12 protein-coding genes are annotated in these 18,859 nt (G+C 64.2%); 2 read left to right on the top strand and 10 right to left on the bottom strand.

Going from position 1 to position 18,859, the window contains the following annotated elements; genetic code table 11:
- Window positions 1-255 precede the first annotated feature (255 nt).
- Complete coding sequence (locus J6595_RS19890) at window positions 256-1,455, top strand: GGDEF domain-containing protein (RefSeq protein WP_209597012.1); 1,200 nt, start codon at window positions 256-258, stop codon at window positions 1,453-1,455.
- 50 nt (window positions 1,456-1,505) lie between these two features.
- Here the strand turns inward: J6595_RS19890 and glgB are convergent, their stop codons facing one another.
- The 3 genes from glgB to J6595_RS19905 are packed head-to-tail and all read right to left on the bottom strand — an operon-like array spanning window position 1,506 to window position 9,131.
- Complete coding sequence (gene glgB, locus J6595_RS19895) at window positions 1,506-3,728, bottom strand: 1,4-alpha-glucan branching protein GlgB (RefSeq protein ID WP_209597014.1); 2,223 nt, start codon at window positions 3,726-3,728, stop codon at window positions 1,506-1,508.
- Window positions 3,725-7,057, bottom strand: coding sequence for a maltose alpha-D-glucosyltransferase (gene treS, locus J6595_RS19900; RefSeq protein WP_209597017.1), 3,333 nt, complete (start codon window positions 7,055-7,057; stop codon window positions 3,725-3,727). Before treS ends, glgB begins: the two co-directional genes overlap by 4 nt.
- Before the next feature lie 31 nt (window positions 7,058-7,088).
- On the bottom strand, window positions 7,089-9,131 hold the full coding sequence (locus tag J6595_RS19905; protein ID WP_209597019.1) for an alpha-1,4-glucan--maltose-1-phosphate maltosyltransferase: 2,043 nt from the start codon (window positions 9,129-9,131) through the stop codon (window positions 7,089-7,091).
- A 465-nt stretch (window positions 9,132-9,596) separates the two neighbouring features.
- On the opposite strand from J6595_RS19905, the gene J6595_RS19910 reads away from it, so the two are divergent.
- Entirely contained in the window at window positions 9,597-10,181 is a 585-nt protein-coding gene (locus J6595_RS19910; protein ID WP_209597021.1) for a hypothetical protein, read from the top strand.
- 1 nt (window position 10,182) lies between these two features.
- On the opposite strand, the gene guaD is transcribed toward J6595_RS19910, so the two are convergent.
- The 7 genes from guaD to xdhC all read right to left on the bottom strand — a co-directional run bounded on the left by guaD (window position 10,183) and on the right by xdhC (window position 18,835).
- Window positions 10,183-11,577, bottom strand: a complete 1,395-nt coding sequence (guaD, locus tag J6595_RS19915) for a guanine deaminase (RefSeq protein WP_209597023.1) — start codon at window positions 11,575-11,577, stop codon at window positions 10,183-10,185.
- Between the two features lie 45 nt (window positions 11,578-11,622).
- A complete protein-coding gene (locus J6595_RS19920) occupies window positions 11,623-12,885 on the bottom strand; it encodes a urate hydroxylase PuuD (protein WP_209597025.1) in 1,263 nt (420 codons plus the stop codon).
- Window positions 12,886-13,153: 268 nt separating this feature from the next.
- The gene (locus J6595_RS19925; protein WP_209597027.1) at window positions 13,154-14,251 is read right to left on the bottom strand and encodes a BMP family ABC transporter substrate-binding protein; all 1,098 of its coding nucleotides are present in this window, start codon (window positions 14,249-14,251) and stop codon (window positions 13,154-13,156) included.
- A 31-nt stretch (window positions 14,252-14,282) separates the two neighbouring features.
- Window positions 14,283-15,200, bottom strand: a complete 918-nt coding sequence (locus J6595_RS19930) for an ABC transporter permease (RefSeq protein ID WP_209597102.1) — start codon at window positions 15,198-15,200, stop codon at window positions 14,283-14,285.
- Between the two features lie 2 nt (window positions 15,201-15,202).
- A complete protein-coding gene (locus tag J6595_RS19935) occupies window positions 15,203-16,309 on the bottom strand; it encodes an ABC transporter permease (protein ID WP_245198895.1) in 1,107 nt (368 codons plus the stop codon).
- Window positions 16,310-16,350: 41 nt separating this feature from the next.
- On the bottom strand, window positions 16,351-17,946 hold the full coding sequence (locus J6595_RS19940) for an ABC transporter ATP-binding protein (protein ID WP_209597029.1): 1,596 nt from the start codon (window positions 17,944-17,946) through the stop codon (window positions 16,351-16,353).
- Between the two features lie 82 nt (window positions 17,947-18,028).
- Window positions 18,029-18,835 carry a xanthine dehydrogenase accessory protein XdhC gene (gene xdhC / locus J6595_RS19945; RefSeq protein ID WP_209597031.1) on the bottom strand — a complete coding sequence of 269 codons (807 nt, stop codon included), beginning with the start codon at window positions 18,833-18,835 and terminating at the stop codon, window positions 18,029-18,031.
- Between the last annotated feature and the right edge of the window lie 24 nt (window positions 18,836-18,859).

Here is an 18,859-nt window from a genome sequence, read left to right on the forward strand (position 1 = left end):
CTTCGCACGGGGCGCCTTGCGCTCCCAGCTGCGCCGCTCGAGCCGGAAGGGCGTCTTCGACTTGCAGCTTCGGCTCGGCTTGCCGGCGAACCCATGGGGCGCCCGCGTTCGCGAATATTTGATCAGGCCTTCTTGTCTCAACGGCTTGTCATCGGATAACTAGCGCCGCCAGCGGTATTTGTACGAACGACTTAAATTTTTGGCGAGGTATGAATACTATGCTGCGTTCTTCGTCGTGCAGCATTGGCCCGCGCAATGAACGTTAACATTCAACTGGTTCTGCTTCTGGCGACGGGCACGTGCCTCATCGCCGGCGCGGCGATGTACGCGGAGTGGCGCGAATCTCGCGAGCCGGCAGCAGCATGGTGGAGTTCCGCATTTCTGTTCAGCGTCGTCGGCGCCGTCGTTTTCTTCATGCAGAATTTTCCGGCCCTGGACAGCAGCGTGTTGCTCTGCGTCTCCAACGCCCTGTTTCTGGCATCCTACGGTGCCATTCTTGCAGGGGCGAGCGTGTTTCTCGGCCGGCGGCCAAGCCTGCTCGTCTTTTGCCTGCCCATCTTTCTCTGGCTGGCCTTCTGGTGTTTCTGTCCGGCGGCCAGCGATTTCGACACGCGGGTCGTCTTCATGTCGATCGCCACGGCCTCGATTTCCGGCGCGAGCGCCTGGCTGGGCTTTTCCAGCCGCGCTAACAATCTCGTCCGGGTCTTCGCCATCGTCTTGTCGCTTAGGGCGGGCTTCTTTTTCGTGCGCGCCATCTGGGCCGCCGGCGCGCTGGGGCCGATCAGCGATGGCGCGCGCTCGTTCGGATTTCAGATCGTCATCATCGAAGGCCTGTGGACGTCGGTTCTCCTCGGCTATCTGATGTTCGCCATGCTTCGCGAAAAGCGCGAGAGTTCACTCGTCAAGCTCGCCGAAACCGACTTTCTGACCGGCGCGAGCAACCGCCGCGCCTTTCACGTCGCAGCGCAAAGGGCGGTCGCCCGGTCGTCGGCGAAATCGCCCGTGTCGCTGCTGATGCTCGATCTCGACAACTTCAAGCAGCTCAACGACGCCTTCGGCCACAGTTTCGGTGATAGCGTCCTTCAGCAATTCGCCACGATCGTCAGGGGCAGGATCGGGCCGTCGGATCTCTTCGCAAGGCTTGGAGGAGAGGAATTTGCCGTCGCCCTGATCGGCCAGCAGGCGGATCAGGCTGCCGGGCTGGCAGAACAAATCCGGCAGGCGTTCGAGCAGACCATGCTGGAACGCGGCGTTTGCAGCGTCTCCGCCACGGTCAGCATCGGCCTTGCCACGACCGGCCAGGCCGAGACGGTCGGAGAGCTCCTCGCCTTTGCCGACGACGCGCTATACGAGGCCAAGGCGAAGGGCCGGAACCGCATCGAACGGGCCGACGGCTCGCGCAGGCTCGCATCGGCGCCTGGCTGCCTCGGGCCGGAGTTTCGGCTCTCGGCCTGACCGAAGACGGCCGCAAGCAGAGCCTGCGGCAGTCAGGGTCTTGGCTGATGTCAGCCTTCGTGCACCATCACGACCGTGCCGAGCGGCGGCAGTGTCAGCGAGATCGAGTATGGCCGGCCATGGACCGAATGATCTTCCGCGACCTTGGCGCCCATATTGCCGACATTCGAGCCGCCATAGATCTCGGCATCCGTGTTGAGCCGCTCGGTCCACTTTCCGTCCCTGGAGACGCCGACCCGGTAGTCGTGGCGCGGGATCGGCGTGAAGTTCGAGACGATGAGAACCTGCCGCCCTTCACGATCCTTGCGCAGGAAGGCGATGACGCTCTCCTCGACATTGGCCGTATCGACCCATTCGAACCCTGAGGGATCGCAATCGAGCTGATGCAGGGCCGGGATCTCGCGATAGAGCGTGTTGAGATCGCGCACGAGACGCTGAACGCCGGCATGGTTCGGCTGTTCGAGCAGATGCCAGTCGAGCGACTGGTCGTGGTTCCACTCGGCCCGCTGGCCGAACTCGCCGCCCATGAAGATCAGCTTCTTGCCCGGATGTGCCCACATGAAGCCGAAATAGGCTCTGAGATTGGCGAATTTCTGCCATTCGTCGCCGGGCATCTTGCCGAGCAGCGAGCCCTTTCCGTAGACGACCTCGTCGTGTGAGAGCGGCAGGACGAAGTTCTCCGAATAGGCATAGACCATGCCGAAGGTCATGTGGTGGTGGTGGTAGCGTCGGTTGACCGGGTCCTCCTGCATGTAATGCAGGGTGTCGTGCATCCAGCCCATGTTCCACTTGAAGTGAAAGCCGAGGCCGCCGGCATAGGTCGGTTTCGAAACGTCGGGGAATGCCGTCGATTCCTCGGCATGGGTCGTGGCCTTCGGAAAATACTCGCCAACCCGCTCATTGGCGTCCTTCAGAAAGGCGATCGCCTCGAGGTTTTCCCGGCCGCCATGGATGTTCGGCTCCCATTCGCCGTGATTGCGCGAATAGTCGAGATAGAGCATCGAGGCGACGGCATCGACGCGCAGACCGTCGATGTGGAACTGATCGAGCCAGTACATGCCGTTGGCGACGAGGAAGTTCCTCACCTGCGGCCGGCCATAGTCGTAGATCAGCGTGTTCCAGTCCTTGTGAAAGCCCCGCCGCGGGTCGGGATGCTCGTAGATCGGCGTGCCGTCGAAGCGCACGAGGCCGTGGACGTCGGTTGGGAAATGGCCCGGTACCCAGTCGAGCAGGACGCCGATCTCGGCCTGATGCAGCGCGTCGACGAGGCGCGCGAAGGCCTCCGGCGAGCCCCAGCGGGACGAGGGCGCGAACAGGCCGATCGGCTGATAGCCCCAGGAGCCATAGAAGGGATGCTCGGAAACGGGCAGGAACTCGACATGGGTGAAGCCCATGTCCTTCACATAGGGGACGAGCTCTTCGGCAATGGCGTCGTAGTCCAGCATCGCGTTGTCTTCGCCGCGGCGCCAGGAGCCCAGATGCACCTCGTAGATCGAGATCGGCTTTTCGCGGTTCTGCCATTCCTTCGAATGGGCCTGGAACTCGGCATCCTTCCACTCGTGCTCGACGAGACCGTCGACGATCGAGGCGGTCGAGGGCGCCTCTTCCTGCAGGAAGCCGACCGGATCGGCCTTGAGCGGCTGGATATTGCCGTCCGCGCCAATCACCTCGAACTTGTAGACCTCGCCCTTGCCAAGATGCGGGACGAACAGCTCCCAGACGCCGCATTCATGGCGCTTGCGCATGACCGAGCGGCGGCCGTCCCAGGAGTTGAAGTGGCCGACGACAGACACCCGGCGGGCCGCCGGCGCCCAGACGGCGAAGGCGACGCCCGGCGTTCCATCCATGGTGGTCGGATGCGCGCCGAGCTTTTCGTAAAGCCGGTAGTGGCTCCCCTCGGCAAGGAGATAGAGGTCCTGTTCGCCGAGGATCGGGCCGAACCGGTAGGGATCTTCCTCGTCCCATTCCGGACCACCGCCATGGCTGTAGCGCATGCGGTAGGGCGACGTGGCGTCGAGCCCCGGAACATAGCCGGTGAAGAAACCCTCCGGCCCGAAGGCTTCCAGAATGGCGAGTTCCTTGTCCTTGGCGTCGATAACCTTGGCGGAATGAGCCCCGGGCCGGTAGACGCGCACGATGGCGCCGCCTTCGGTCTCAAAGCGGCCGAGAACCGAGAACGGGTCTCCGTGAACGCCGCGACCGATCTCCCAGGCCTGATGCTCTTCGGGCTTGTGCTCGATGCCGGCGGGGGGCGTTGCGGGTGTCAATGTCATTTCAAAACCTGTCGTTTCTCGAGGAGGGCGACGATGCCGCGCAGGGGGATCGACAACCACGCCGGGCGCATCGCAGCCTCGTAACGAAGCTCGTAGAAAGCCTTCTGCAGAACGAAGAGATCGAGGAGCTGGCGGGTCGGTTCGTCGAGGGCGACCCCCGAAGCCGTGCTCCAGTGGCCGAGGAAGGCCTCCATCACCTCGTCGCGCCAGACCGTCGCCATTTCGCGAAGCCGCTCGGCCGTGGTCTCGTCGACCGGGCCGGCGCGGTCGCGCGCGGCAAAGGCGGCGTAATCGAAGGAGCGGAGCATTCCGGCGACGTCGCGCAGCGGCGAGGTCTTGGCCCGGCGCTCTTCCAAAGACCGGCCCGGCTCGCCCTCGAAGTCCAGGATGACCACGTCGTTCTTGGCCACGAGAACCTGGCCGAGATGATAGTCGCCGTGGATGCGGGTGCGCTGCGCGTTGACCTTGATGCCGCCGAAGCGATCGAACCAGGTGAGAATGTCCTTCTCGGCGCCGACGAGGCGCTCGACATTCTCGATTTCCTCCGGCGGCAGGTTGGGCTTGGCCTTGGCGAGAACCGCCAAAGCCTCGGCCGCGTCCTTCTTGGCCTCGGCCACGATCGCCATGAAGCTGTCGTCGTCGAGCGGTTCGGGATCGAAGGCCTCGTCACCGGTCGTCGTGGCGAGGGCCGCGTGCATTTCGCCGGTGCGCCGTCCCAGAACCTCGGCCGGATCGATCTGGATCTGCAGCTTGGGCTCGCTCAGGGCGCCGACCTCGAGATTTTCGTCGGCGATCGGCGGCTGGGCGTAGGCGTGGTCGCGCAGATAGCGGGCCAGCGCCTCGACGATCACGGTCCAGGCGTCGCCCTGATTCTGCACCTGCTCGAACAGCGCGGCAACCGCCGTGCGGGTGCCATCCGGGCGAACCAGTTCGATCGAGCCGTAAAGCGCGGGAGCCGCCTCGAAATCGGTCTTTTCGGTGAGGAAGCGGGTGACCTCCAGCTCGGGCTGGATGCCGTCGCGCAGGCGCCGGTAGTATTTCAGAATGCCGTCGGCGCCGATCAGCACCGAGGTGTTCGACTGCTCGCCCGACAGCATGCGGATCGATTCCGCATCGACCAGAAGCGTTGAGGCAAGCCCTTCGCGCTCTGTCTGCGAGGCTTCGACGACGAGTTCGCCGCTGCCGATCTCGACATTCGCATTCGCCGCGATCATCGCGACGATCAGCTTGGCGAATTCGGCGCTGCGGGTGCCGTCGATCAGGGCGCCGATGCGCGGGCCCTGGCGCACCTTGGCGATGGTGTAGGGCAGGTCCGGATCATGGGTGCCGAGATGCTGCTCGCCCCACCGCACGCTCAAGGGCAGAAGGTAGTTCTGCGAGCCTTCGGAGGTTGCGACGGCAACTTCCGTCAAGAGGTGACGGCGGTTGTCCGGCGTCGGCGGGCCGAGGACGGTCACGTCGAGCGAGCGCGGCGTCGCCGACTTGCCGGCAAACCAGCGCTGGCCGCCGACATATTCCGGCAGGATCGATTTCAGCTCCGTCAGATTGCGCCCGCCGATCGTTGCGCGCAGATCGCCCTGGGCGACCAGCGTCGAAAAGGCCGGCAGCGGCACCGGCGTCGCCGGATAGCGCTGCTGGGCCGCGGTGCTGTCGGCGAGATCGAACCAGAAGAAGCCGTAGGCCGGAAGCGTCAGCATGTAGGGCTGCGTGCCGATCTGCGGGAAGGCCGACAGGCCGAGCATCTCGATCGGTACCGAGCCGGCATAGGCGGACAGATCGAGTTCGACGGCCTGGGCGGAGCCCGAGAGATTGGCGACGCACAGGACCCGCTCGTCGGCATGCTCGCGCAGATAGACGAGGATCTTGCGGTTCGCCGGCAACAGGAACGTGATCTCGCCGCGGCCGAAAGCTTCCTTGGTCCGGCGCACCTGGATCAGCCGGCGCATCCAGTTGAGCTGGGACGCCGGATTGTTGGACTGGGCTTCGACATTGACCGCCTGATAGCCGTAGATCGCGTCCTGGATCACCGGCAGATAGAGGCGCTGCGGATCGGCCCGCGAAAAGCCGCCATTGCGGTCGGCGGACCACTGCATCGGCGTCCTGACGCCATCGCGGTCGCCGAGATAGATGTTGTCGCCCATGCCGATCTCGTCGCCGTAATAGACGGTCGGCGTGCCCGGCATCGACATCAAAAGCGCGTTGAGCAGCTCCACCTTGCGGCGGTCGTTGCCCATCAGCGGCGCGAGCCGCCGGCGGATGCCGAGATTGATGCGCGCCCGCGTGTCGGCGGCATAGGTCGACCACAGATAGTCGCGCTCTTCCTCGGTCACCATTTCGAGCGTCAGCTCGTCATGGTTGCGCAGGAAGATCGCCCATTGGCAGTTTTCCGGAATGTCCGGCGTCTGGCGCATGATGTCGGTGATCGGATGCCGGTCTTCCTGGGCGAGCGCCATGTACATGCGCGGCATCAGCGGGAAGTGGAACGCCATGTGGCATTCGTCGCCCTCGCCGAAATATGGGCGCGTGTCCTCCGGCCACTGGTTCGCCTCGGCAAGCAGCATCTTGTCGGGATAGTACTTGTCGAGATCGGCGCGGATCGCCTTCAGGACATCGTGGGTCTCGGGCAGGTTCTCGTTGTTGGTGCCCTCGCGCTCGACGAGATAGGGGATCGCGTCGAGCCGCAGCCCGTCGACGCCCTTGTCCAGCCAGAAATGCATGATCGAGAGCACCTCCTCCATCACCTTCGGATTGTCGAAGTTGAGATCGGGCTGGTGGGAAAAGAACCGATGCCAGAAATACTGGCCGGCGACCGGGTCCCAGGTCCAGTTGGAGGTCTCGGTATCGGTGAAGATGATGCGGGTGAGGTCGTAGCCCTCGTCATCGTCGGCCCAGACGTAGAAGTCCCGCTCCGGCGAGCCCTTTGGCGCATTGCGCGCCGCCTGGAACCAGGGATGCTGGTCGGAGGTGTGGTTGATGACGAGCTCGGTGATGACCCGGATGCCGCGCTTGTGGGCCTCGTCGATCAGCCGCTCGATATCCTCGATGTTGCCGTAGGACGGATTGACCGAGCGATAGTCGGAGATGTCGTAGCCATCGTCGCGCAGCGGCGACGGGTAGAACGGCAGGAGCCAGATCGCGGTGACGCCGAGTTCCTGGATATAGTCCAGCCGCGACATCAGCCCCGCGAAGTCGCCGACGCCGTCGCCGTTGGAATCCACGAAGGTCTTGACGTGGACCTGATAGATGATCGCGTCCTTGTACCAGTCGTGGGCATTGAGGTCCGGCCCCGAAGAGGTCTCGGGCGTGACGATGGTGGCAATCTCGTTCATCGGGTTTCAGCGCTTTCGGCGTTCTTGGTTCTTATCGCGTGAGCTTGAAGACGGCATATGGCCGATCTTGCGGATTCAGCCACCAGTGCTGGACCTTCCCGGTCCAGGCAAAGCTCTCGCCCCGCATCAGGTCGGTGGCATGGATCGTGCCGTCGTCCGGCAGCCCGAACTCCCAGAGCGGCACCTCGAAATGCCCGCCCTGACCGTGATGGGGATCGAGATTCACCATGAAGAGGAGATAGGAGGAGAGGTCTTTCGTCCGCTTGCCGTAATAGAGGATCTGCTCGTTGAAGAAGTTGAAGAAGGCGAGCGAGCGGAAATCCTTCATCGCCGCTTCGTCGTTGCGCAGCTTGTTGAAGAAGGCGATGTCGTCGCGGATGTTGCCTTCCGCCTTCCAGTCGAAGGCCCTGATCTGGAATTTCTCCGAGTTGAGATATTCCTCCTTGCCCGGAATCGGCAGGAATTCGCACAGCTCGAAGCCGGAATAGACGCCGTAATTGCCGGCAAGGGTCGCCGCCAGCGCAAGCCGCGTCTGGAAACCGGGACGGCCCGAGGTCTGCAGGTAGAGCGGGTTGATGTCCGGCGTGTTCACGAAGAAATTGACGCGCATGTATTCGACGCATTCTTCGGTCGTCAGCTCGGTCAGATATTCCGTCAGCTCCCACTTCACGTTCCGCCAGGTGAAATAGGAATAGGACTGGTTGTAGCCGAGCTTGGCGAGACGCTTCATCACCTTCGGCCGGGTGAAGGCCTCGGCGAGGAAGATGACGCCCGGATCGACCTTGCGCGCCTCGCCGATCACCCACTCCCAGAACGGGTAGGCCTTGGTATGCGGGTTGTCGATCCGGAAGATCTTCACCCCATGCTGCATCCAGTGCAGGAACATGTCCCGCATGGCGTACCAGATCGACGGCAAGGCGCCCCGATAGAAGTGGAAGTTGACGATGTCTTCGTAGCGCTTCGGCGGATTCTCGGCATATTTGATCGTGCCGTCCGGCCTCCAGTCGAACCATTCGGGATGTTCCTTGATCCACGGATGGTCCGGTGAAGCGTTGAGCGCGATGTCGAGGGCGATTTCGAGGCCGTGCTTCCTGGCCTCGTCGATCAGCCGGTGGAAATCGTCGAAGCTGCCGAGCTCGGGATGGATGGCGAGATGGCCCCCGTCCTTCGAACCGATCGCATAGGGGCTGCCGGGATCGTCAGGGCCCGGCGTCAGGGTGTTGTTCGGGCCCTTCCGGTTGGTCTTGCCGATCGGGTGGATCGGCGGAAAATACAGGACGTCGAAGCCCATCTCCTGAATGTCGGGCAGACGCCTGATGACGTCGTCGAAGGTGCCGTGGCGATTGACGTCGCCCGACTGCGATCGCGGAAACAGCTCGTACCACGCCGAAAACGCCGCCCGCTCGCGATCGACCCAGATCGGCACGTCGACCGAATAGCGGGAAAGGTTGGTCCGGTGACCGGCCGCCTCCAGGATCCCTGCCGCCTCGTCGGAGGCCATCAGCGCATACTGGGCGTCGAGGTCGCCCTTGGCCTGATGCTTCTCCAGCCGCTCGAAGAGCTTTGCCAGCGCCTTTTGCTCGGGTTTCGTGCCACGGCCGGATTCCGCCGCCTTCTTGACGAGGTCGCGCGCCTCGGTGATCTCGAGATCGGTCAGCTTGCCGGCGTCGCGCTTCTTCTTGGCTTCGTCGCGCCACGTCGCGTAGAGATCGCGCCACGCAATGATCGAATAGCGGTAGGGCCCCGGCTGATCGAAGGTGATCGTCGCCTGCCAGCGGTCGTTCTCGACGAAGGCGAACTTCACCTCCGACCATTTCGAGGGATCGACTTCCGCCGGCCCGTAGATCAGCGCCGCGTCGATCTCGTCATGTCCGTCGCAGAAGATGTCCGCCGACACGGTCAATGGCTCGCCGACGACACGCTTGACCGCGAACCGACCGCCGTCGATCTCGGGCGCGACGCCCTCGATCGCGACGCGATTTTCGGCAAGAGCAAGGAGCAGGGCCTCGCTGTCGTCGTTCTTCGCTTTCGCGACCTTTCGCGGCTTTTTCGGCTGCATTGCGACGTCGGACATGCGCGAACCTTCCAGGACGAGGGATCGGGTCGGGTGGTAACCGCCATGTCGCCATGGCAGCTCATGAGCACTTGCTAAAGGGATAGGCGGACGCGGTTGTATGTCCAGTCGAGAACGCCCGAATCATGGTGAAGTTCAGGAGCGCCTGCATAAAAGATTGCGGCAAATCCCAACTCAGCTCATTGACGCAACGACATGCATCGCAGAGACTTCCAACCTCTGGTGGGTGGAGTTTGGAGATGGCGAAAAGCCCGCCAAAAGGCGGAAAGGCGGTGGAAGCAGCGGACGAACGCCAGTTAGCGATCGTCCGCTAGGCAGAACAGATAAGGGGCCGCTTTCACCGGCCAATCAACGACGCATCTCGCGCGAAATTATCAATCGAGACCGCGACTCTGGGCGCCTTCCTCCAGATCCCAGACCGCCCAAAGATCGTAATTAAGCGAAATCCATGCCTATATGAGGGCCATGAGCGAACTATCGTCCATCGAGAAGACACGAATGCGCGCCATGCGCAATGGCGTGTACCACTCCATGCGCAGGCAATTTTTCGAGCGATGTGAGCGCTTTGCCAATCTCTCCGTGTTGTTGCTTGGTGCGGCTAGCGTCGCCCAGGTGGCAGCGAAAACATTTGGCGACGATATGCCCAGCCTGATTTTCGGCTTTCTTGTCGCTCTCGTCGGCGGGCTGCAACTCGTGTTCAACTTTGGCGGACGAGCGCGCGACCATGCCATGTTCCAAGCGAGGTTCTATGGGCTCATGGCGAAAACGGAGCGATCGGGAGACGATCCCGAACGGCTTGCTGCCGAGATAGAAAGCGAAATGGCGACTTTTTACGGTGAGGAGCCGCCAACTTATCACATCGTCAATGCGATCGCGTACAATGCAGTCCAGGACAGTTTCGGCCGTCCGGACAAGTCGGCTTTGTTCAAGATCGGCACCAAGGAAAATCTCCTAAAGGATTTTTTCCATTATTCGCCCCACGATCTAAAGACATTCGGCGAAATCGACGCCGAACGCGAGCGTCACGACGGCAACCCCGCTACAGCGTAAACTACTGAGCGCTCTCTCCCGCCTGCAAGCCTTTCGTCACGGGCGCCTGATCGAGCTTGGGCGCGAGCGGCCGGTGGCCGGCGTGATAGCGGTCGTAGATCTTGCGCCCCATCGCATAGGTCGCGACGGTGGCGCGTTCGTCGCCGAGGATCATCAGCGCGAAGAGCTCTTCGGAAAGCGACTGCACCCGCTCCATGCGCCGGCGCAATGGCGCGGTCGAGTGCGTGTCGAGGACGACGAGATCCGCCTCGTAGCCTTTCTCAAGCCGGCCGACCTTGTCGCCGATCCCCATCGCCGCGGCATTGCCGGCCGTCAGCATGTGAAACGCCTCGAAGGCCCGCAGCTTCTGGCCCTTCAGCGCCAGCACCTTGTAGCCCTCGGCCGCGGTCGTCAGCATGGAATAGGACGTGCCGCCGCCGATATCGGTGGCGATGCCGGTCGAAAGGCCGACGGCGCGCGATGCCGCCAGATCATAAAGGCCGGAGCCGAGAAACAGGTTCGACGTCGGGCAGAAGATCGCCGACGCGCCCTTGTCCGCCAGCGCCGAGCGCTCGCGATCGGAGAGGTGGATGCAATGGCCGAAAAGCGCACGCGGGCGGACGAGACCGTAGCGCTCATAGACATCGGTATAGTCCTTCGACCACGGAAAGGCCTCGGCGACGAAGGCGATTTCAGCTTTGTTTTCCGACAGATGGGTCTGGATCGGCAGGCCGGGATATTCGGCGGCGAGCGCTTTGGCGGCGTCGAGCTGGGCTTCGCTGGAGGTCGGGGCGAAGCGCGGGGTGATCGCCACCTCGAGCCGGCCGCGCCCATGAAAGGTCTCGATCAGTTCCTTGGTCTGATCGTAGCCGCTCTGCGGCGTATCGAGGAGACCAGGCGGAGCATTGCGGTCCATCATCACCTTGCCGGCGAGCATTCGAAGGCCCCGCCGGTCGGCCTCCGTGAAAAACGCCTCGGCGCTCACCTGATGGCTGGTGCAATAGGCTGCCGCCGTGGTCGTGCCGTTCGCCGCCAGCGTATCGAGAAGGAAGCGCGACGCTTCCTCCGAAACAGCGGAATCGCCGTAGCGAAGCTCTTCGGGAAAGGTGTATTTCGCCAGCCACTCCATCAGCTCCTGGCCATAGGAGGCGATGACCTGGGTCTGCGGCAGATGAAGATGCGGGTCGATGAAGCCGGGCATGACGAGATGCGGCCGGTGATCGATCACGGCGATGCCGGCTTCGAGCCGCCGCGCGACGACCGGCCCCTCGCCGACTTCGACGATGATCCCGTCCCGGATGACGACGATGCCGTCCTCGATGAAGCGGACAGACGGCGCCTCGCCCTCGACGGCGGGATCCGCGTCGAAGGATAGGAGCCGCCCACGGATTGCGAGAGTGCCGGTTCTGCCTGTCATCGGCTCAATCATAGCGCCGTCGCGGCATCCGGCCCAGCCTTTTGCTCACAATCCCTTGCCAAGGCCCGGCGCCTTGCCGTCGGCGAGCCAGCGGGCGAGAAGCTCGCGTTCGGCCGGCTCGAGGCCCGACACGTTGCCGGGCGGCATGGCATGGCTGCGTACGGCCTGACGCTCGATCAGCGCGGCGTAGTGGACGACCTCGTCCGAGGTCTCGAGCGCGATGTTCTTCGGCGGGTGGGTCATGCCGGGCCACAACGGCTCTTTCGCGTGGCACATGGAGCAACGCGAGACGATGATCGATTCCGCTTCCTCGAAATGCGGCGAGTTGGCGAGGGCATATTGCGGATCGGCGGTCCATTCGCGCTTGGTCGTCTCCGCCTCCGCCTCCGCCGGGCCGCTGCGCCAGCCCGGCGCACCCGACAGCGTGATGACGATGAGAAACAACACGCCCGCAAAGGCCCAGCACCACCAGGGCTTTTCGCCCGTCGCATGCATGGTGTTGAAGAAATGCCGGATCACCGCGCCGATGATCAGGACGATGCCGGCGATCACCCAGTTCCACTCGGTGGCGAAGGCCAGCGGATAATGGTTCGAGAGCATCAGGAAGATGACCGGCAGGGTCAGATAGTTGTTGTGCAGCGAGCGCTGCTTGGCCGCCTTGCCGAGCGCCGGGTCCGGCGTCTTGCCGACCTTGAGGTCGGCGACGACGATCTTCTGGTTGGGAATGATCAGGAAGAAGACGTTGGCGGTCATGATCGTCGCGATCAGGGCGCCGGTGTGGAGCATCGCGCCCCGGCCGGAAAAGACCTGGGCGAACAGGTAGCTGGAAAGAACGACATAGACGAAGAGGATGGCGAGAAGCGCCGTGTCGTTGTTCTTGAGGGGCGACTTGCACAGGAGATCATAGACCACCCAGCCGAGACCGAGCCCGGCGATACCGATCAGCGTCGCGCCCCAGACCGGCAGATCGGCGACACCCGGGTCGATCAGGAAGAGATCGGCATGGAGGTAGTAGACGAGAAACAGGAGCGCCGCGCCCGAAAGCCAGGTGGCATAGCTCTCCCATTTGAACCAGGTCAGCTCGTCGGGCAGTTCGTCGGGCGCCAGCGTATATTTCTGCATGTTGTAGAAGCCGCCGCCATGGACCTGCCAGGCCTCCCCCGCCACCCCATGCGGCAGCTCGCGCCGGCGGCGAAGGCCGAGATCGAGGGCGATGAAATAAAAGGACGACCCGACCCAGGCGATGGCGGTGATCACATGCACCCAGCGCACCGCGAACTGCAGCCATTCGGAAAGGTATGTCCACATGCGGGCGTCGGGTCCTTGGCGTAAACGGCGCTGTGCGGCTGACACCTCTTTTGCGGAGGTCGCAGCCTTCAGGCACTGACGGCAACACTCTCGCGACCGTCATCCTCGGGCCCCGTCCCGAGGATCCAGTTCTTGTCCGATCGTTCGCTGCGCGGGCTGAGACCTGCGCAGCTCAGAGTCAGGACTTTAAGTTCGTTCGAGCCCACGTTCCCCTGGATCCTCGGGACGGGGCCCGAGGATGACGAGGTGGGAGGAGAAGCGCCGAGCCTCAGCTCTGCACGCCCTCGACGTACCAGTCCATCTTCAGGAGGTCTTCGTCGGGGATCTTCTCGCCTTCGGGGATCTTCACCTCGCCGGACTGGTCCTTGATCGGGCCGGTGAAGACCTCGTAGGTGCCGGCCTTGGTCTCGTCGACGATCTTCTGGGCGGCGGCCTTCACGTCGGCGGGCATCTTGTCGTTGAACGGGGCCATCTCGACCTCGCCCTCGGCCATGCCGAGCCAGACATTGTCGGCCTTCCAGGTGCCGTCGAGCAGCGCCTGGACGCGTTTGGTGTAGTAGGGGCACCACTGATCGACGATCGCGGTCATGTGGGCGTTCGGCGCGAAGCTCTCCATGTTCCAGGCCTGGCCGAAGGCAATGGCGCCGGCCTCTTCGGCCGCCTGCAGCGGAGCGGGCGAGTCCGTATGCTGAGTGATCACGTCGGCGCCCTGAGAGAGCAGCGCCTTGGTGGCGTCGGCTTCCTTGGCCGGATCATACCAGGAGTTCACCCAGACGACCTGGGTCTTGAAGTCCGGATTGACCTTCTTGGCGGCGAGTTCGAAGGCGTTGATGCCCATGACGACTTCCGGGATCGGGAAGGAGGCGACATAGCCGGCCTTGCCGGTCTTCGACATCATCGCCGCGATCGTCCCGAGGACGGCGCGGCCCTGATAGAACTTGGAATTGTAGAGGCCCATGTTGTCGTTGCCGCCGGTGGTATAGCCGGTGGCGTGCTCGAATTTCACGTTCGGGAACTGCTTGGCCACCTTGATGGTCGGGTTCATGAAGCCGAAGGAGGTGGTGAAGACGATGTCGTTGCCGTCCTGGGCAAGCTGGCGAATGACGCGCTCGGCGTCGGGGCCTTCCGCGACGTTCTCGACATAGCTGGTTTCCACCTTGTCGCCGAGGTTCTTCTCCAGGCACTTGCGGGCCTGGTCGTGGGCGTAGGTCCAGCCGAAATCGCCGACCGGGCCGACATAGACGAAGGCTGCCTTGACCTTGTCCTTGCCTTCGCCGTCCTGGGCGAAGGCCGGGGCGATGGACGTCGCCGCCAGGCCGAAGGCGGCGCCCGCGGCGAGAAGCTTGCGTCGGGAAAGAGCGAACATCGAATGTCTCCTGTTCATGCGTTGGATCAAATCAGGCCGTCGCCCGGAAGGATTTTCCAAGACAGGCCGGTGCATTGGCGCTTCCGCGCTTGGCGGCGGAAATGATCGCGAGAACGGCGATCGTCGCGATGTAGGGGAGCGCGGCGAGGAACTCGGGCGCGAACATGTTGAAGCCGGCGGCCTTGGCCTGCAGCTCCATGGTGATGACGAGGCCGAAGAGATAGGCGCCGGCGAGCATGCGCCCCGGCCGCCAGGAGGCGAAGACGACGAGGGCGATGGCGATCCAGCCCCGCCCGGCGGTCAGCCGCTCGGCCCACATCGGCGTCAGCACCAGCGAGTAGTAGGAACCGGCGAGACCGGCCATCGCCCCGCCGAACAAAATGGCGAGATATCTGACCTTCAACACCGGATAGCCGATGGCATGGGCGGCGGTGTCGGATTCGCCGACCGCGCGAAGGATCAGTCCGGCGCGCGAGCGGTTGAGGAACCACCAGACGCCGAGGGTCAGGAGAAGGCCGAGATAGACCAGCGGCGAATGGCCGAAGACGAGGCGAAGGAGCGGCGTGGAGGTGAGCCAATCGGGGAAGATGGTCCCGAGCGTCGGCGTGGTGATACCGACGAAGGGCGCGCCGATCAGCGCCGAGACGCCGGTGCCGAAGATCGTCAGGGCGAGCCCCGTCGCCACCTGATTGGCCATCAGCGTCAGGACGAGGACGGCGAAGATCGCCGAGGCGAGCGCCGCCGCGACCATCGCCGCGAAGGCCCCGAGAACGGGAAAGCCCGTGGTCGTGGCGACCGCGAAGCCGGTGACCGCGCCGATCAGCATCATGCCCTCGACGCCGAGATTGAGGACACCGGACTTTTCGACGACGAGCTCGCCGAGACCGGCGATCAGGAGCGGCGTCGCCGCACCCGCGATGGTCATCAGGATGGCGACGAGAAGGTCCAGACTCATGCCGTCACCACCTTCGTCTCGCCTGTCTTGGCTCCGGACTTCGCCTCGGCTTCCGCCTTGCCCGGAGCGCGGGCCGTCTTTGGCGCGGCGCGGCCGGAGACCACCCGGTATCGCACCAGAATGTCGGTGGCGAGCAGGAAGAACAGCATCATCGCCTGGAAGACGCCGGTCGCCGCCGATGGCAGACCGATCGTCGTCTGAGCGCTCTCGCCGCCGACATAGGTCAGCGCCAGAACCATCGCAGCCAACAGGATGCCGAGCGGGTTCAGCCGGCCGAGAAAGGCGACAATGATCGCTGTATAGCCATAGCCCGTCGGAAATTGCGGCACCATCTGGCCGAACGGACCGGAGGCTTCCAGGATGCCGGCAAAGCCGGCGAGCCCCCCGCCCGCCATCAGCGCGATCCACACCGTCGAGGCGGCGCCGAAGCCCCCGAAGGCCGCCGCCTTGGGTGCAAGGCCGACGACCCGCATCTGGAAGCCGGTGATCGTCCGCGTCATGACGAAGAAGGCGGTGAGCGCGACCGCCACGGCCAGCGGCACACCGAGATGGATCAGGGTTCCCGGCACGACCATCGGCAGGGTCTGATCGGCGGTGAACATCGCCGTCTGCGGGAAGTTGAACCCCATCGGGTCCTTCCAGGGACCGCGCATCAGATAATACAGAAGCTGGATCGCGACGTAATTGAGCATCAGGCTCGACAGGATCTCGTTGACCCCGAGCGTCGTCTTCAGCACCGCCGGGATCGCCGCCCAGGCCATGCCACCGACGATGCCGGCGAGAAGCATCAGCGGCAGGATCCAGCCTCCCGACATGTCGAGGGTGGCAAGCGCGATGCCTGTTCCGGCAAGGCCGCCGAGAATGTATTGCCCCTCGGCCCCGATGTTCCACACATTGGCGCGAAAGCCGATGGCAAGCCCGGTGGCGATCATCGCCAGCGGTGCGGCCTTCACCAGGAGGTCCTGCCAGCGATAGGGATTGAACAGCGGCTTGACGAAGATCTCGAGGATCGCGCCCAATCCGTCATGGCCGAGAAGCGTGAAGAGGACGGCCCCGACGACGAGCGTCAGCGCGACGGCGATCACCGGCGCGGCCAGCATCATGGCGCGGCTTTCCTGCCGCCGGGGTTCCATCCGCAACAGGCTCACAGCGCAGGCTCCGGCCTCTTCGCGGGGGCGTGCGAGGGATCGGCGGCGCGGCCTGCGCCGGCCCCGTCGATCTCGGACCCGTGTACGCCGCCCATCAGCAAGCCGACCTTTTCGATGTCGATGCCCTTGACATCCATCGCCTCGGACAGCCGCCCCTCGTTGATCACCGCAAGGCGGTCGCAGAGCTCCAGCAATTCGTCGAGATCCTGGCTGACCACGACGACGGACGCCCCCTTGGCGACGAGATCGATCATCGCCTGGCGGATGAAGGAGGCGGCCCCCGCATCGACGCCCCAGGTCGGCTGGGACACGACGAAGACCGCCGGGTTCTGCATGATCTCGCGGCCCATGACGAATTTCTGCAGGTTGCCGCCCGAAAGGCTGCCTGCGGCGGCGGCGGGCCCCGTCGCCTTCACCGAGAAGGCCTCGATCACGCGCGTCGCATAGTCCTTCGCCGCGCCGCCCTTGATGACGCCGCCCGAGGCGAGGCCCATGCGGCTTCGCGCCGACAGAATGGCGTTTTCGGCGAGCGACATGGCAGGCACGGCGGCGTGGCCGTTGCGTTCTTCCGGTGAACTCGCAAGCCCGGCCTTGCGCCGCGCGCCGACCGAGAGCTGTGAAAGTTCCCTGCCTTCCAGACGGATCGAGCCGGTGACGCCGGCCTGCGTCTCGCCGGAGATCACCGCGAGAAGCTCATTCTGGCCGTTGCCGGCGACGCCGGCGATGCCGAAGATCTCGCCCGAGCGCACGGAAAACGACACGTCCTTCAGGCTCGTACCGAAGGGGGGCTCGCCCGGCGCCGAAAGCCCGGAAACAGTGAAGCGATCCTCGCCATAGGAGCAGTCCGACTTGTCGGACAGATCCTTCAGGCTGCCGCCGATCATCATTTCCGCCATCGACTTCGCCGATTCCCGCCGCGGATCGCAGCTTCCCACGACCTTGCCGCCGCGCAAGATGGTGGCGGATTCGCACAGGACCTCGATCTCGTGCAGCTTGTGGGAAATATAGAGGATCGAGCAGCCCTCATTCGCCAGCCGCCACAGCGTCTTGAACAGCTCCTCCACCTCCTGCGGCGTCAGCACCGAAGTCGGCTCGTCCATGATCAGGAGCCTGGGCTCCTGCAGCAGCGCGCGGACGATCTCGATCCGCTGGCGCTCGCCGACCGAGAGCGTGTGCACATATCGATGCGGATCGAGCGACAGGCCGTAGCTGTCCAGCACCTCGCGCACCCTGGCTTCCAGCTGCCGGCGCGGTGGCGGATCGTCCATGCCGAGCGCGATATTCTCCAGCACCGTCATCGCCTCGAACAGCGAGAAATGCTGGAACACCATGCCGATACCGAGCGCCCGCGCCTCCTTCGGCGAGCCGATCTGCACAAGATTTCCGTCGAAGACGATCGCGCCCTCGTCGGCGCTCTGGACGCCGTAGATGATCTTGACGAGCGTCGATTTGCCGGCGCCGTTTTCCCCCAGGAGAGCGTGGATCGTGCCGGCGGGCACCGCAAAGGAGACCTGATCGTTCGCAACCACGCCGGGAAAGCGCTTGGAAATGCCCTTGAGTTCCAGACGTGGCGCAGCCGCCTTCGCTGTCATCAATCCCGACCTCTGCCCGATCATCCGACCCGATTCGAGTATGGCATCCGCAACGCCCCCCTGCCAAGCATCACGGCAGGGATTATTCCTGACGTTTTAACAGGCATGTGACGATCTCGGCCGCCGTCAGCGCGGCGATGACCTCGGGTCGCTTGTCGCGAAGCGCGGCCCCGCCGATCGGCAATGTCAGCCGAGCGGCACCGGATTCTCGCCCCTCCTCGGCGAGATGGCGGCGAAAGCGCTGGCGCTTGGTGGCCGAACCGATCATTCCGACATAGGCGGCGTCGGCTCGCGCAAGCGCTGCGGAAGCGACGAGGAAATCCAGCGAATGGTCGTGGGTCATGACGACATAGGCGGCGCCCGGCGGTGCGTCGGCGACGAGGGATTCCGGCAGGGCTGCGGCGATGCATCGCACGGGTTCCGCGATGTCGACGAGAGTCTCGGGCCGCGAATCGACGAGACTGACGGCAAGCGGAAGCGGCGCGAGAGCAGTGGCGAGCGCGCGGCCCGTATGGCCGGCGCCGAAGATCAGGACGGCGGGAAGAGCGCTTCGCTGGCGCTCGTCTTCGAGCGCGATCTCGGCCAGCAGCGCCCCGTCGAGCCGGCGGAAGGACAGGTTCACCCGCCCGCCGCAGCACTGGCCGATTTCAGGCCCGAGGGGCACGTCGGACGTCGCATGGACCTCGCCGTTCCCGATCATCCGCCGCGCCGTGTCGATCGCGTCGAACTCCAGCCGCCCGCCGCCGATCGTTCCGGCGACCCTCTCTGCCGTCACCAGCATACGCGCCCCGGCCTCGCGGGGGGTGGAGCCGAGAGCCGTCTCGACGGTCACGAGGATGGCGGTTTCGGACGTGTCGAGAGAGCGGCGAGCGACAGCGACAAGGGTCATCGGGGCGTGGCCCGTTCGGTGCCT

Origin of the sequence: Jiella mangrovi (assembly GCF_017815135.1) — a bacterium.
GTDB lineage: Bacteria > Pseudomonadota > Alphaproteobacteria > Rhizobiales > Rhizobiaceae > Jiella > Jiella mangrovi.

Excerpts from the sequence above, each read along its gene's own strand:
- J6595_RS19890 (WP_209597012.1), top strand. The coding sequence starts at position 256 with ATGAACGTTAACATTCAACTGGTTCTGCTTCTGGCGACGGGCACGTGC.
- glgB (WP_209597014.1), bottom strand. The coding sequence starts at position 3,728 with ATGACATTGACACCCGCAACGCCCCCCGCCGGCATCGAGCACAAGCCC.
- treS (WP_209597017.1), bottom strand. The coding sequence starts at position 7,057 with ATGAACGAGATTGCCACCATCGTCACGCCCGAGACCTCTTCGGGGCCG.
- J6595_RS19905 (WP_209597019.1), bottom strand. The coding sequence starts at position 9,131 with ATGTCCGACGTCGCAATGCAGCCGAAAAAGCCGCGAAAGGTCGCGAAA.
- J6595_RS19910 (WP_209597021.1), top strand. The coding sequence starts at position 9,597 with ATGAGCGAACTATCGTCCATCGAGAAGACACGAATGCGCGCCATGCGC.
- guaD (WP_209597023.1), bottom strand. The coding sequence starts at position 11,577 with ATGACAGGCAGAACCGGCACTCTCGCAATCCGTGGGCGGCTCCTATCC.
- J6595_RS19920 (WP_209597025.1), bottom strand. The coding sequence starts at position 12,885 with ATGTGGACATACCTTTCCGAATGGCTGCAGTTCGCGGTGCGCTGGGTG.
- J6595_RS19925 (WP_209597027.1), bottom strand. The coding sequence starts at position 14,251 with ATGTTCGCTCTTTCCCGACGCAAGCTTCTCGCCGCGGGCGCCGCCTTC.
- J6595_RS19935 (WP_245198895.1), bottom strand. The coding sequence starts at position 16,309 with ATGATGCTGGCCGCGCCGGTGATCGCCGTCGCGCTGACGCTCGTCGTC.
- J6595_RS19940 (WP_209597029.1), bottom strand. The coding sequence starts at position 17,946 with ATGACAGCGAAGGCGGCTGCGCCACGTCTGGAACTCAAGGGCATTTCC.
- xdhC (WP_209597031.1), bottom strand. The coding sequence starts at position 18,835 with ATGACCCTTGTCGCTGTCGCTCGCCGCTCTCTCGACACGTCCGAAACC.